This is a genomic window from Streptomyces sp. NPDC002754, from assembly GCF_053592315.1.
In genome coordinates this window covers 81,682-95,476 of record NZ_JBSFVM010000002.1, presented here as the reverse complement: position 1 = coordinate 95,476, position 13,795 = coordinate 81,682, and the positions used below count along the sequence as shown (strand labels likewise).

The following is a 13,795-nucleotide window of genomic DNA, read 5'->3' as shown; positions in this document are numbered from 1 at the left end:
CCTGGAGCACTCCGAACGGGTGGACACGGGGGCCGGGCCTTGGACCAGCGGCAGCAGCACATCACGGACGAGGCGCCCGGCGCCCCGCGGTACGAGACGCGGGACGCCGGGCGCCGCCGCGTCAACAGGACGGGAGCGTGGGCGGCGGCGCTGCTGTTCGTGGGGGTCAGCGCGGTGGTCGGCTTCCGGGCCGCCGGCCGTGACGGGCCCACACCCGTACCCCAACTCCTCGCGTTCCTCCCCTGGTTGCTCGCCCCCACGGCCGCCGCCCTGCTCCTCGCACTGCTGTCCCGCTGGCGTACGGGCATGGTCTGGGGCCTCGTCGTACTCGGCGCGCTCGCCTGGTACATGGAGCCGTACGGGACGGACGGCGAGCCGGACGGCGCCCCCGTCTCCGGCGTCCGGGTGCTCGCGTCCAACGTCCAGTTCAGCCACGGCACGAACGCGCTGATCGACACGGTCGCCCGGCACCGCCCCGACATCGTGTTCGTCGAGGAGTGCGGCCGCCCCTGCCGGGACGCGCTGGACCGGGAGTCGCTGCGGGCCCGCTACCCGCACCGGCGGGCCGTGGCGGCGGACGGCTCGGAGGGGTCGATGATCCTGAGTACGTTCCCGCTGAAGGCGGCGCCGACGGTGGCCGGGACGATGGGCATGCCGGCCGCCGTCGCGGACGTACGGGGGCACGCGGTGCGCCTCCAACTCGCCCATCCCATGCCGCCGTTGCCCGACCAGGTCGGCGTGTGGGAGACCGAACTCGGCCGCCTCGCGGACGCGGCACGGGCCGGCGAAGGGCCCGGGATCGTGGCGGGGGACTTCAACGCGACGCAGGACCACGCCGCGTTCCGCCGGCTCCTCGACGCGGGGGCGCTGCGCGACGCGGCCCGCCTCACCGGCCACGCCCGCACCCCGAGCTGGCCGTCGAAGGCGCCGGGACCGCTGGGCACGCAGATCGACCACGTACTGGTCACCGACGACTTCTCGGCGGACACGTCCCGCTTCATCGACCTCGCGGACACGGACCACCGGGCGCTCCTGGTGGACCTGACGCTGCACGGCTGAGCGCGCACCGCGGAACGCACCTGGCCGCCGCCCGTGGGGAGACGGGCGGCGGCCGGGTGTGTGCGGGAGGCGGCGGCCCGCTGCGGTCGGCTCGCAGGTGGGGGGGCCGGGCCGCGCGCCTCGCCCGTGGGACCGCCTAGCGCAGCGCGGCCTCCGCCTTGTGCAGGGCCTTCGCGAACCCGTTGGCCCACAGGGATTCCACCTGGGCCTTCTCGTTCGCGTCCGGGTTCGGGTTGGTGCACGAGGGGCCGGGTCCGCCGCCCGACATCAGCTCGCTGCACGGCCCTTCGTAGTGGTCGGGGAGGCCGAGGACATGGCCCGTCTCGTGCGTGGTCACGCGCGTGGAGTCGTACTCCTGGTTCTGCGCGTAGTCCAGGAAGACGTACCCGCTGCCGTGCCCGTCCGTCGACGCGTACGAGCCGCGCGAGTCGTCCCCCTCGCGGTACGAGAAGTCGCCCCCGCCGGACGAGGCCTGGAGCTTCACGTTCGACACCGACGAGTTCCAGATCGACGCGCTGCTGGCTATCTGCTGCTGGAACGTGGGGGCTTGTGAGGCGTCGTACGAGATGGTGACGGACTCGGCGCCGGGATTGGCGGCCCGCTTCTCGGCGACGGACTTCATGACGGCCTGGAAGAAGGCCTTGTTGGCTGCGGCCTCCTCGGCGGAACCGGCGTAGCGTGCGACCCGCTCGGTGGACCCGGAGGCGGAGGCGGACGCGGGGGCCGCGGCGAGGGCGGCGACGGTGAGCCCGGCGCCGAGGGCGCAGGCGAGCAGACGAACAGATGTGGGGGGTGTCATGTTCATGCATGAGATTCTGGGGCGGACGGGACGCACGAGGTAGATGCCACTGCGCGATAACTCCGCGTTATCCCCACACAGTTGACTCCGGTGAGTCTGGTGCGGCGTACGGTACCGGCCTACGCTCAACGCCCATGGAGCTGGAAGTGCGGCACCTGCGCGTCCTGTGTGCGATCGAGGACACCGGCAGCCTGCACAAGGCGGCCCGCCACCTCGGCATGACCCAGCCCGCCCTCAGCACCCAGCTGCGCCGCATCGAGGACCACCTCGGCGGCCGCCTGTTCACCCGCGAACGCACCGGCTGCCGCGCGACCCCGCTCGGCCGCACCCTGCTCACGCGCGCCCGCCCCCTGGTGGACGACCTGCGCGCGCTGGTCGACGAGACGCGCGCGATGGCCCAGGAGGCGGCCGGCGACCGCCTGCGCATCGGCTCCACGGCCAGCCGCGCGATACCGGGCTGGCTGCGCCGCCTGCGCGCGAGTTCGCCGCACGAACCGTCGCTGCGCATGGACGTCTCGGCGCACGCGCTGCTCCGCCTGGTGGCCGAGGGCGGCCTCGACGTGGCGTTCGTCCACGAGGTGGAAGGCAGTCCGCTGCGCATACCGGAGCCCCTGACCTGCAAGGTTCTGGTAGCCCGCGAACCGCAGTACGTCTCCCTGCCGGCGGACCATCCGGCGGCCGGCAGACCGGTCGTGCGCCTGACGGACCTGGCGGAGGACCGGTGGATGATCGACCCGACGGTGGACGGCGAATGGGACGGCCTGCTCAGGGCGTTCCGCTCGGCGGGCCTCAACCCCCGTGTCCTGCACGGTGATTACCTGACCGCGTCCAACCTCGTCGCGACGGGTGAAGTGGTGACGCTCTGCCAGCCGACGTCCCTGGCCCGCCCCGACATGGCGATCCGCCCCCTGGAGGGCGACCCGGTGGCCGTACGCCTCCTCCTCGCGGCCCGCTCCGCGCCCGTCCTGGACGCGGTGCTGCCGGCCCTGCGGGAGGCCTATTGGGAGTCGGCACACCAGTCACCGGCGTATCGGACACGTCTTACGGAGTCGGGCGTGATCGAGTGAATCCATACAGAAAGGGCGGCAGTTGTCCGCTCGGTCGAACGGCCCGACCCTGCCCAAGATCACGGCCCGCGGCGGCTAACCTTACGTGTCCGTCCTGGCCAGGGGTTCCAGGGACTTCGGGGACAACTCATGCGGAAGGTTGCGCACATGGGCATTCTGGATCGGCTGCGGAACGCGTTCGGGCGTTCGGGCAAAAAAGACCAACCCGCTGCCGCTACCGACCAGGCGCCAACGGTTCCCGCCCCTTCCAAGGGCGAGGCCGACGACCTGGTCTCGGCAGCTTTCGACAACATCTCGGTCCCCAAGCCGTCCGCCCCGGTGGGCGGCGACCGCGTGCCGCCGGAGCCGGCGGAGGAGCGGTCTGCGGCCGCGACGGAGGCCGAGACCGCGGCGCCGACTCCGGCTGAGCCCAAGCCGGAGGCCGAGGCGCCGGCGAAGGCCGAGGCCGAGGCCGATGCTGCGGCGGAAGCTGCGGCAGCGAAGGCCGAGCCGAAGGCGGAAGCTGCGCCGGCGGCGAAGGCCGAGGCTGCGGCGGCGGCCAAGAAGAAGGCAGAGGCGGAAGCTGCGGCACCGGCCGAGCCCAAGGCTGCCGCTCCGTCCTCTGCCCCGGCGGAGCCCACGATCGAGACCGAGGCCGAGCCTGCCGCTCCCGCCGCGGAGACGGCCGAGGCAGAGGCCACGGCTTCAGCGCCGGCCGAGGCGAAGACCGACGCCGAGGCCTCCACTCCGGTCGAGACCGAGACCAAGGACGACGCCGCAGACCCGGCTCCCGACCCCGCCGCGGCCAAGGCCCAGGACGACCCCGAGCTCCCGACTCCCGCCCCCGCTGTGGCCGGGCCCCAGGACGACCCCGAGCTCCCGACTCCCGCCCCCGCTGTGGCCGGGCCCCAGGACGACCCCGAGCTCCCGACTCCCGCCGCGGCCAAGGCCCAGGCGCAGGCCCCGGCCGACCCCGCAGACCCGGCTCCCGCCCCCGCTGTGGGCAGGCGTCCCGCAGGGCGGGACGGGTGGGCACAGCCCCCGGCGCAGGCCGAAGAGGGCAAGGGGGCCGACCCCGCCACGGCGGAGGAGCCCGTCACGGCGGAGGAGCCCGCTCCGGCGCAGGCCGACAAGACCAAGAAGGTCGACCCCGTCGCGGCAAAGACCCCGGCGCAGGCCGACAAGGACGGGAAGCCCGCCCACACCCCCGCCAAGGTAAAGACCCGCGCACCCGGCCTCGCCGCCGCCCACAAGGCCGCCGGCGCCGAACTCCGCAAGCGGAACCTCACCGGCACCCGCGCCACGGTCTACCTCGTCCTGGACCGCTCCGGCTCCATGCGCTCGTACTACAAGAACGGCTCCACCACCGCCCTCGCCGAACAGGCCATCGCCCTCGCCGCTCACCTCGACGACCGCGAGACCCCCACCGTCCACACGGTGATCTTCTCGACGGACATCGACGCCGCCGGCGACCTCACCCTGGACGCGTACGAGGGCAGGATCGACGCGTGGCACGCGGAGGCCGGCCGGATGGGCCGCACCAGCTACCACCGCGCGATCGAGGAGATCGTCGCGCACCACGAGAAGTCGGACGACCCCACCGCCCCGGCCCTGGTGATCTTCCAGACGGACGGCCCCCCGGACGTCCAGCGCCCGGCGAACGAGGCGCTCGCCAAGGCCGCCGCCCACCCCCTCTTCTTCCAGTTCGTCACCTTCGGCGAGCCGGACTCGAAGAACTTCGACTACCTCCGCAAGCTGAAGGCGGAGAACACCGCGGTCTTCCACGCGGGCGAGACCCCGCTGGAACTCACGGACGCGGAGCTCTACAAGGGCCTCCTGGAGGCCTGGCGCCCGTAACCCCGCCCCGTAACCCCGCTCAACAGGGCCCCGATACCCCATGGCCGTCCGCGCAGTAAACACCGCGCGGGCGGCCGCCCCATGTCGGCTACGATTTCTAGATTCCGCTCACACCAATTCCATCCACGTCACAACCCGGGAGCAGCCCCCGATGGCTCGACACCTCATCACCAGCGCCCTTCCGTACATCAACGGGATCAAGCACCTGGGCAACATGGTGGGGTCCATGCTCCCGGCGGATGTGTACTCCCGTTACCTGCGCAAGCGCGGCCACGACGTGCTGTACATCTGCGCGACGGACGAGCACGGCACCCCCGCCGAGCTGGCGGCCAAGGAGCGCGGCATCCCGGTCGCCGAGTTCTGCGCGCAGGCGCACGACGCGCAGAAGGCGGTCTACGACGGGTTCGGCCTCGCGTTCGACCACTTCGGCCGCAGCTCATCGGAGCAGAACGCGGAGATCACCCAGCACTTCGCCCGCAAGCTGAACGAGAACGGGTTCATCGAAGAACGCGAGATCCGCCAGGTCTACAGCCCGGCGGACGGCCGCTTCCTCCCGGACCGCTACGTCGAGGGCACGTGCCCGCACTGCGGCTACGACAAGGCCCGCGGTGACCAGTGCGAGAACTGCACGCGCGTGCTCGACCCCACCGACCTCATCGAGCCGCGCTCCGCGATCTCCGGCTCCACGGAGCTGGAGGTCCGCGAGACCAAGCACCTCTTCCTGCTCCAGTCGAAGCTCCAGGTCGAGGTCGAGGCGTGGATCGACGAGGTCGCGGGCGAGTGGCCGCAGCTCGCCTCCTCCATCGCCCGCAAGTGGCTGACCGAGGGGCTCAACGACCGCTCGATCACCCGCGACCTGGACTGGGGCGTCCCCGTCCCGGCGGACACGTGGCCGGAGCTGGCGGCCGACGGCAAGGTCTTCTACGTATGGTTCGACGCCCCGATCGAGTACATCGGCGCGACGAAGGAGTGGGCGGACCAGGCTCCCGACGGTGAGACGCGCGACTGGAAGTCGTGGTGGTACGAGCCCGCCGGCGCCTCCGACGTCCGGTACACGGAGTTCATGGCGAAGGACAACGTCCCGTTCCACAGCGTCATGTTCCCGGCCACGGAGATGGGCATCCGTGAGCCGTGGAAGAAGGTCGACTACCTGAAGGCCTTCAACTGGCTGACGTACTACGGCGGCAAGTTCTCCACGTCGCAGAAGCGCGGCGTCTTCACCGACCAGGCCCTGGAGATCCTCCCGGCCGACTACTGGCGCTACTTCCTCATCGCGAACGCGCCCGAGTCGGACGACTCCTCGTTCACCTGGGAGCACTTCACGGCGACGGTGAACAAGGACCTGGCCGACACCCTCGGCAACTTCGTCAACCGCGTGCTGTCCTTCTCCCGCAAGCGCTTCGGCGACGACGTCCCCGCGGGCGGCGAGCCGGGCGAGGCGGAGGCCAGGCTCGGCCAGGAGATCTCCACCCTCCTCGCCGAGTACGAGACCCAGATGGAGGCCCTCCAGTTCCGCAAGGCCGCGGCGGCGCTGCGCGCCCTGTGGTCGGCGGGCAACTCCTACCTGGAGGAGAAGGCGCCCTGGCTGGAGATCAAGACCGACAAGGATGCGGCGGCGCTGACCCTCCGTACGGCGATGAACCTCATCCGCCTCTACGCGGTGGTCTCCGAGCCCTTCATCCCGGCGTCGGCCGCCGCCATGCGCGCCGCGTTCGACCTCCCCGGCGACGACGCCGACTGGGTCACCGCCGAGGAGGCCACGGCGCTGACCACGGTCCCGGCCGGCACCCCGTTCACCGTCCCCCCGGTCCTCTTCGCCAAGATCACCGACGAGGACCTGGCCTCCCACAAGGAGCGCTTCGGCGGCGAACCGGCCGCGTGAACGGCTTCGGGATCACGCGTCCCGCCGCCGCAGCGCCACCCACCCGATGACCAGCGCCCCGCCCGCGTAGGCGGCGAGGACGGCGATGCCCGTCCAGGGGGCGAGCGGAGCCGTACCGGTTCCGTTCGTCGTCTGGACGGCGAGGCCCGCCGTCATCGGGGAGTACTTCTGGACCCGGTGCAGCACGTGCTCCGGCATCTGGATGATCAGCGTGGCGAGGTAGGGCCCGTACAGCAGCGCCATCACCGCCCCGACGGCCGCCGCCGCGTGCCGCACCACCAGCGCCGCCCCCACCGCGAGCAGCGCGACCAGCAGCAGGTAGACGACCGTGCCGAGCGCCGCCCGCCACAACGTGGGGGAGGACAGCGGGAGTTGGGGGAAGCCAGATCGTCCCGACAGGACCGTGCGGCCCGCCGCCAGGGAGCCGAGGGCGGCAGGGAGCGCGGCGGCCAGGACCGCCGCCACCGTCACCGCCGCCTTCGCCAGGAACACCGTGGTGCGCCGCGGGTTCGCCGCGAGGGTCGTGCGGATCATGCGCGGGTACTCGCAGGAGACCACGGCGATCGCGACGAGCGCGGCCGCCGTCTGCGCCAGGTAGACCCCGGACAGGGACAGCGCGGTCGGCGCGAGGACGCCCGACTGGCCCTTCCCCGCGCTCGCCGCGATCAGCGCGGTGAAGGCGACCATCGCCCCGGTCAGGGACACCACCGTCCACAACTGCCCTGGAACGGTGCGGAGTTTGGTCCACTCCCCGCGCACCGCACGCCCCGCTCCGACGGCCGTCATACGTCCCGCCCGGTCAGCCGCCACCGCGCCGCCCCCAGCACCACGGCCACGTACAGGCAGAGCACCCCGAAGCCCACCCACGGTGTGACGACGGTGTCGAGGAGCCGGCGGGTCTGCTGGACCGCGAGGCCCGCCGTGGGCGTGGCCCGGCCGACGAAGTCGCTGAACCCGATGGACGTGGACTGCGCGACGATCGGCAGCACCACGAACGTGACGATCATCAGGACCACGGCAGGCACGGCCCGCCGCAGCAGCGCCCCGACCCCCAGGCTCAGCACGGCGGCCAGTGCGAGGAACGCCGCGCTGCCGACGATCGCCCGGATCGTGGCCGGGTCGGTGAGGGAGAGATCCGGGAAGAGCGGCGGGGCGAAGCCGTTGTCGCGCAGGGCGGGGCGGGCGACGAGGAACTCCGCCACGCTCGCGACCAGGCCCACAACGAACACCGTCGCGCCGAGGACGAGCGCCTTCGCGGCGAGCACCCGGCCGCGCCGCGGACTCGCGGTGAACGTGGTGCGCAGGGTCCCGGTCTTGTACTCGGACGTGATGAACAGGACGCCGAGCGCGATCACCGCGATCGTCGCGATCTGGATGCCGTCGTCGAGGGCCATCTTGACCACGTCGGGCTGTCCGCCGAGCTGTCCGACGCCGCCCATGCCGAGTCCGCCCAGGTCACCGCTGCCGGTGACGGTGAAGGTGCCGTCGTGTGCGCGGAACGGCTTCGGGTCGGCGACGGGGTCGGCCATCTCCCCCTCCTTCACGGTCTGCGCGATGTCCGCCTGCCGCCAGCCGCCGGTACCGGTCGGTGCGGGGAAGGCGACGTGATCGAAGACGGCCCTGCCGAGGGTGGCCTCGGGGTGCATGCGCAGCTCGCCGGGGCCGGTGCGCTCCTCCTTGCCGTCCATGGGCGACGTGACGAAGAGGCCCGCCTCGGCCGTCCGGGGCAGCCCGGCGACAGTGAGCGTGCCGACCTTGTGCCAGGCCCGGCCGTCGGCGGACTCGTAGCCGGTGACCTTGTCCCCGGCCCGTACGAGCCGCAGCCAACGCGGGGCGTCCGCGCCGCCGGAGCCGGTCAGTTCGTGCTTCCCGTCGGTCATCATCCGCACGCCGTGCTCCGGCGTCACCATCAGGGCGGCGTACGAGGATCCGCTCGCGGTGCCGTCCTTCAGGAGCAGTCCCGCCTTCGCCCAGCCGGCACTGTTCTCCTGCGCGGCGACGCGCACCGTGAAGGTGCCGTCGCCCGCGGCCGTGCGGTGCACGAAGGACAAGGAGTCGTACTGCTTCGGGCCGCCGTAGCCGAACTGGCTGCCGCTCGCCGACGCGACGGTCAGCAGCAGGCTGAGGGCGAGCATCGCGATCAGCGCGAGGGGGGTGCTGCGGACGCTGCGCAGCTTGGTCCACTCGGCGCGCACGGCACGCACCATCGGCGACTTCACGACGCCTCCTGTGTAGTGAACTCCGTTGCCGTGCCGGTGAGTTCCATGTACGCCTCCTCCAACGTGGCGCGGTGCCGGGACAGTTCGGAGAACGCGATGTTGTGCGCGCCGAGCCGGGCGACGACCTCCTCGGCGGCCAGACCGGTGACGGTGAGCGAGTCGGGCCCGGTCACCGCGACGGTGGCGTCGCCGCCCGCGAGGACCGCCAGGGCCTCGGCGCGCCGCCCGGTCCGCAGGGCGACACGTTCGCCGGACGCCTCGTCGAGCAGCGCGTCGACGTCGGTGTCGGCGAGCAGCCGCCCCCTGCCGATCACGATGACGTGGTCCGCGGTGTCCTGCAGCTCGCTCATCAGGTGCGAGGAGACGAGGACCGTACGCCCTTCCGCTGCAAGGGACTTGAGGAAGCGCCTGATCCACTGGATGCCCTCGGGGTCGAGCCCGTTGACCGGCTCGTCGAGGATCAGCACGGGGGGATCACCGAGCAGCGCGGCCGCGATGCCGAGCCGCTGGCGCATCCCGAGGGAGAAGCCGCCCGCGCGTTTCTTCGCGGCGGAGGCGAGGCCGACCTGGTCGAGGACGAGGTCGACGCGGCGGCTCGGCAGCCCGTTGTAGTGAGCGAGCCACAGCAGATGGTCGCGGGCCCGGCGGCCCGGGTGCAGCGCCTCGCAGTCGAGCAGGGCGCCGACGGTGGACAGCGGGTCGGCGAGCCGCGTGTAGTCCTGCCCGCCGATGAGCGCGGTCCCACTGTCGGGCCGGTCGAGCCCGAGCATCATCCGCAGCGTCGTCGACTTCCCGGCACCGTTGGGCCCGACGAACCCGGTCACCCGCCCTGCCTCGACGGTGAAACCGAGCCCGTCCACGGCCGTGGTGGCCCCGTACCGCTTGCACAGCCCGCGAACCTCGATCGTCATATCGGTCATGCCAGTTGACGTTAGGGACCGGGCGGCGCAACGGCGTCCCGCCCGGCGGTGGTCTCCCGAGGGGCCCGCTCCCCCCGCAGGGGGACGCCCACCGCGCCCCGGCCCGCCGATAATGACCGGCATGACGGGGACCTGGACCACGGCACGGGCCTGGGCCCAGCGCGCGGCGGGCGCACGTGACCTGCCGCTGCTCGCGGCCGTGGTCCTGGCCGTGTCGGCCCTCGCCGAGGTCACCGGGCGGGGCCACGACCCGGAGCCCGAACTGCCCGGCCTGCTCGCCCTGGCGCTGGGCGCGACCGTCCCCCTCGCCTTCGTCCGGCCCCAGCTCCTGCTCACCGCCACGGCGCTCACCGCGGCCACGCTGCTCGCCCCTCTCACGTACGGGCAGACGCTGTACGCGGGCCTCCCGGCGCTCGCCGCCGCCCTGTACCTGGTGGGGCGGCGCGGTTCTGGCCGCACCGCCGTCCTGTTCGCCGTGCCCTTCACCGCGTACGCGCTCACGGACGACAGCGGCCCCTACGGCGTCGTCCTGCTCGCGGGCGCGGCGGCGGCGCTCACCGCGGGCGGTGCCCGGCGTTCGAAGGCCGAGGCGGCCCGCCGTTCCGCCGCCGACTGGGCGTACGCGGACACGGCCCTCGCCCATGCGGCGCTCGGCGAACGGGCCCGGATCGCAAGGGAGTTGCACGACATCGTGGCACACCACATCTCGACGATCTCGGTGCAGGCGGAGACGGCCAGATACACCACTCCCGGCCTGCCGCCGGAGGGCGCCGAGCGGCTCCTGGCGATCGGCGACACGGCCCGCCTCGCCCTCACCGAGATGCGCCGGCTGCTCGGCGTCCTGCGCGAGGACGCCCCCGCCGAACCCGCCGCGGCCGCGCCCCGCTCGCCGCAGCCGGGCCTCGACCAGCTCGTCACCCTCGTCGACGAGGCCCGCGCGGCGACCGGCACCGCCGTCCGCCTCATCGTCCGCGGCCGGGTGACCGCCCTCGACCCCGGCCTGGAACTCACGGCGTACCGCATCGTCCAGGAAGCCCTGACCAATGCCCGCCGGCACGCGCCCGGAGTCGCCGTGGACGTGGAACTGCACTACAGGGAGGACCAGTTGGCGATACGCGTACGGGACTGCGGCCCTGGCACGGGCCCCGGCGAGCCGGGCCACGGGCTGCTCGGCATGCGCGAACGCACCGCGATGGCGGGCGGCACCCTGCACGCGGGACCCGCCCCGGCCGGCGGCTTCCTCGTGGAGGCGTCCCTGCCGGTGGGGGGCCCGGCCCGGTGAGCGCCATCCGCATCGTCGTCGCCGACGACCAGGACGTCGTCCGGGCGGGCTTCGGCGCGCTCCTCGACAGCCAGGGCGACTTCACCGTGGTCGGCAGCGCGCCCGGCGGCGCCGACGCCGTCCGTGTCTGCCGCGAGACCCGCCCCGACCTCGCCCTGATGGACGTCCGCATGCCCGGCATGGACGGCATCGAGGCGACCCGCCGCATCACCCGCGACCTGCCCGCGACCCGCGTCGTGATGCTGACGACCTTCGACCTCGACGAGTACGTGTACGACGCGCTCGCCGCCGGCGCCAGCGGCTTCCTGCTCAAGGACATGCAGGCCGAGCGGCTCTTCGAGGCGGTGCGCGTGGTGGCCGCGGGCGAGGCGCTGCTCGCACCGACGGTCACCCGGCGGCTGATCGCCGAGTTCGCCCGCCTTCGCCCCCGGGCGTCGCCCCAACAGGCCCTCGCCATCGACGCGTTGACCCCGCGCGAGCGCGAGGTGCTGCGGCTGATCGCGGAGGGCCTGTCCAATCAGGAGATCTCGGCCCGCCTCGTCGTCGGCGGCGAGACCGTGAAGACCCACGTCAGCCGGATCCTCGCCAAGCTGGGCGTCCGCGACCGGGCGCAGGCGGTGGTGGCGGCGTACGAGTCGGGGCTCGTGGTGCCGCGCTCGGGCTGAGCCCCTGATCACCCCGTGAACGGGTGAGGGCCCGGGGTCGGTGACCCCGGGCCCTCAACTCAAGCGTGCGTCGGTTACTTCTTCTCGACCGGCTTGCGCAGCTGGATGTTGAGTTCGCGCAGGCGCGACTCGTCCAGCTCGGAGGGCGCGCCCATCATCAGGTCCTGCGCGTTGCCGTTCAGCGGGAACGAGATGGTCTCCCGGATGTTCGGCTCGTCGGCGAGGAGCATGACGATGCGGTCGACGCCCGGGGCGATCCCGCCGTGCGGCGGGGCGCCGAAGCGGAACGCGCGGAGCATGCCCGCGAACTCGGCCTCGACGGTCTCCGCGTCGTAGCCGGCGATCTCGAAGGCCTTGATCATGATGTCGGGCTCGTGGTTCCGGATCGCGCCGGAGGACAGCTCCGTGCCGTTGCAGACGATGTCGTACTGCCAGGCCAGGATGGACAGCGGGTCCTTCTCCTCCAGGTCCTGCATGCCGCCCTGGGGCATGGAGAACGGGTTGTGGGAGAAGTCGATCTTCCCGGTCTCCTCGTCCTTCTCGTACATCGGGAAGTCGACGATCCAGCAGAACCGGAAGACGCCCTCCTCGAAGTGGCCCGCGCGCTTGGCGGCCTCGACGCGGACCGCGCCCATGATCTTCGAAACCTCGTCGTACTCGCCCGCACCGAAGAACACGGCGTGGCCGGCCTTGAGGCCGAGGCGCTCGGTGAGGACCTTGACGTTCTCCTCGGTGAGGAACTTGGCGATCGGGCCCGCGAACGCGCCGTCCTCGCCGACGCGGATCCAGGCCAGGCCCTTCGCGCCCTGCTCGACCGCGTAGTCACCGAGGCCGTCGAAGAACTTGCGGGACTGCGATGCGGTGTCCGGGACGGGCAGCGCGCGCACGTGCTTGCCGGCGAAGGCCTTGAACTCCGAGCCGTCGAACACGTCGGTGATGTCGACGAGTTCGAGCTTGGCGCGCAGGTCCGGCTTGTCGTTGCCGTACTTCAGCATCGACTCGCGGAACGGGATGCGCGGGAACGGGGAGGTGACCTCGCGGCCGCCGCCGAACTCCGTGAAGATCTCCGTCATGAGCTTCTCGATCGGGCGGAAGACGTCTTCCTGCTCGACGAAGCTCATCTCGATGTCGAGCTGGTAGAACTCGCCCGGCGAGCGGTCCGCGCGCGCGTCCTCGTCGCGGAAGCAGGGCGCGATCTGGAAGTAGCGGTCGAAGCCCGAGATCATCAGCAGCTGCTTGAACTGCTGCGGGGCCTGCGGCAGCGCGTAGAACTTGCCGGGGTTCAGGCGGGACGGGACGACGAAGTCGCGGGCGCCCTCGGGAGACGTCGCGGCGAGGATCGGCGTCGCCATCTCGTTGAAGCCGAGGTTGACCATCTTCGAGCGGATCGAGGCGATGACCTCGCTGCGCAGCATGATGTTGCGGTGCATGCGCTCGCGGCGCAGGTCCAGGAAGCGGTACTCCAGGCGGCGCTCCTCGCCCACGCCGTCGTCCTGGTTGATCTGGAACGGCAACTGCTGCGCCGCGCCGAGCACCTCGACCGCGGAGGCCTCGATCTCGACCTCGCCGGTGGGCAGCTCCGGGTTCACGTTGTCGGCGCCGCGGGAGACGACCTTGCCGTCGATGCGGACGACGGTCTCCTTGGTGAGCTTGTCGAGAACCTCGGCAGCTTCCGTACCCGGGCGGGCGACGAGCTGCGTGATGCCGTAGTGGTCGCGCAGATCGATGAAGAGGATGCCGCCCAGGTCTCGGCGATTGTGCAGCCAGCCGCTCAGCCGGACGTCGGACCCGACGTCAGAGGAGCGGAGCTCGCCGCAGGTGTGGGACCTGTACCGATGCATCGTCGTTCATCCAGCCTTTGCGCTTGGGTTTCCCCGGGAGACAACCGGGATCCCCCCAAGCGTACCGGCAGATCTTTTCAGCCCCGCCGGCGATTGAGGCGCTGTGCATTTCAAGCCCCTGCGGCGCTTGAGCAGCGGGGTCCGGGGCGGAGCCCCGTGACGTCGGCCCGGCTCCCGGAGCCACTCCCACCCCCGTCGGCAGCCTCTGGTGGCCGGGAGCGATCA

General features: G+C 72.2%; 11 protein-coding genes. 6 read left to right on the top strand and 5 right to left on the bottom strand.

Annotated features, from left to right (window positions below; genetic code table 11):
- The first annotated feature begins 39 nt into the window (after positions 1-39).
- A complete protein-coding gene (locus ACWD2L_RS07770) occupies positions 40-1,059 on the top strand; it encodes an endonuclease/exonuclease/phosphatase family protein (protein ID WP_351338651.1) in 1,020 nt (339 codons plus the stop codon).
- Positions 1,060-1,195: 136 nt separating this feature from the next.
- On the opposite strand, the gene snpA is transcribed toward ACWD2L_RS07770, so the two are convergent.
- The gene (gene snpA / locus ACWD2L_RS07765; RefSeq protein WP_451187821.1) at positions 1,196-1,864 is read right to left on the bottom strand and encodes a snapalysin; all 669 of its coding nucleotides are present in this window, start codon (positions 1,862-1,864) and stop codon (positions 1,196-1,198) included.
- Between the two features lie 128 nt (positions 1,865-1,992).
- Between snpA and ACWD2L_RS07760 the strand changes: the two genes are divergently transcribed.
- From ACWD2L_RS07760 to metG, 3 genes are all read left to right on the top strand, one after another.
- On the top strand, positions 1,993-2,925 hold the full coding sequence (locus tag ACWD2L_RS07760; protein ID WP_351338653.1) for a LysR family transcriptional regulator: 933 nt from the start codon (positions 1,993-1,995) through the stop codon (positions 2,923-2,925).
- A gap of 147 nt (positions 2,926-3,072) precedes the next feature.
- A complete protein-coding gene (locus ACWD2L_RS07755) occupies positions 3,073-4,761 on the top strand; it encodes a VWA domain-containing protein (RefSeq protein ID WP_351338656.1) in 1,689 nt (562 codons plus the stop codon).
- Between the two features lie 151 nt (positions 4,762-4,912).
- Positions 4,913-6,643 (top strand): methionine--tRNA ligase, encoded by a 1,731-nt coding sequence (gene metG, locus ACWD2L_RS07750; protein ID WP_351338658.1) that lies wholly within the window; start codon positions 4,913-4,915, stop codon positions 6,641-6,643.
- 12 nt (positions 6,644-6,655) lie between these two features.
- On the opposite strand, the gene ACWD2L_RS07745 is transcribed toward metG, so the two are convergent.
- The 3 genes from ACWD2L_RS07745 to ACWD2L_RS07735 are packed head-to-tail and all read right to left on the bottom strand — an operon-like array spanning position 6,656 to position 9,782.
- The gene (locus ACWD2L_RS07745; RefSeq protein ID WP_351338660.1) at positions 6,656-7,429 is read right to left on the bottom strand and encodes a hypothetical protein; all 774 of its coding nucleotides are present in this window, start codon (positions 7,427-7,429) and stop codon (positions 6,656-6,658) included.
- Positions 7,426-8,862, bottom strand: a complete 1,437-nt coding sequence (locus ACWD2L_RS07740; protein ID WP_351338663.1) for a hypothetical protein — start codon at positions 8,860-8,862, stop codon at positions 7,426-7,428. The genes ACWD2L_RS07745 and ACWD2L_RS07740 overlap by 4 nt, the downstream gene beginning before the upstream one ends.
- The gene (locus ACWD2L_RS07735) at positions 8,859-9,782 is read right to left on the bottom strand and encodes an ABC transporter ATP-binding protein (RefSeq protein ID WP_351338665.1); all 924 of its coding nucleotides are present in this window, start codon (positions 9,780-9,782) and stop codon (positions 8,859-8,861) included. The genes ACWD2L_RS07740 and ACWD2L_RS07735 overlap by 4 nt, the downstream gene beginning before the upstream one ends.
- A 121-nt stretch (positions 9,783-9,903) precedes the next feature.
- On the opposite strand from ACWD2L_RS07735, the gene ACWD2L_RS07730 reads away from it, so the two are divergent.
- Together ACWD2L_RS07730 and ACWD2L_RS07725 are read left to right on the top strand one after the other, a co-directional pair.
- Positions 9,904-11,064, top strand: a complete 1,161-nt coding sequence (locus tag ACWD2L_RS07730) for a sensor histidine kinase (RefSeq protein ID WP_351338667.1) — start codon at positions 9,904-9,906, stop codon at positions 11,062-11,064.
- Positions 11,061-11,729: a response regulator transcription factor gene (locus tag ACWD2L_RS07725; protein ID WP_351338669.1), complete on the top strand. Its 669-nt coding sequence runs from the start codon at positions 11,061-11,063 to the stop codon at positions 11,727-11,729. Before ACWD2L_RS07730 ends, ACWD2L_RS07725 begins: the two co-directional genes overlap by 4 nt.
- 74 nt (positions 11,730-11,803) lie before the next feature.
- Here ACWD2L_RS07725 and aspS read toward each other — a convergent pair whose 3' ends face one another.
- Positions 11,804-13,570 carry an aspartate--tRNA ligase gene (gene aspS, locus ACWD2L_RS07720; RefSeq protein WP_351338672.1) on the bottom strand — a complete coding sequence of 589 codons (1,767 nt, stop codon included), beginning with the start codon at positions 13,568-13,570 and terminating at the stop codon, positions 11,804-11,806.
- Between the last annotated feature and the right edge of the window lie 225 nt (positions 13,571-13,795).

What these genes read in the sequence shown, in the direction of transcription:
- ACWD2L_RS07760 (WP_351338653.1), top strand. Translation starts at nt 1,993, where the DNA reads ATGGAGCTGGAAGTGCGGCACCTGCGCGTCCTGTGTGCGATCGAGGAC.
- aspS (WP_351338672.1), bottom strand. Translation starts at nt 13,570, where the DNA reads ATGCATCGGTACAGGTCCCACACCTGCGGCGAGCTCCGCTCCTCTGAC.
- ACWD2L_RS07735 (WP_351338665.1), bottom strand. Translation starts at nt 9,782, where the DNA reads ATGACCGATATGACGATCGAGGTTCGCGGGCTGTGCAAGCGGTACGGG.
- metG (WP_351338658.1), top strand. Translation starts at nt 4,913, where the DNA reads ATGGCTCGACACCTCATCACCAGCGCCCTTCCGTACATCAACGGGATC.
- ACWD2L_RS07730 (WP_351338667.1), top strand. Translation starts at nt 9,904, where the DNA reads ATGACGGGGACCTGGACCACGGCACGGGCCTGGGCCCAGCGCGCGGCG.
- ACWD2L_RS07755 (WP_351338656.1), top strand. Translation starts at nt 3,073, where the DNA reads ATGGGCATTCTGGATCGGCTGCGGAACGCGTTCGGGCGTTCGGGCAAA.
- ACWD2L_RS07745 (WP_351338660.1), bottom strand. Translation starts at nt 7,429, where the DNA reads ATGACGGCCGTCGGAGCGGGGCGTGCGGTGCGCGGGGAGTGGACCAAA.
- snpA (WP_451187821.1), bottom strand. Translation starts at nt 1,864, where the DNA reads ATGAACATGACACCCCCCACATCTGTTCGTCTGCTCGCCTGCGCCCTC.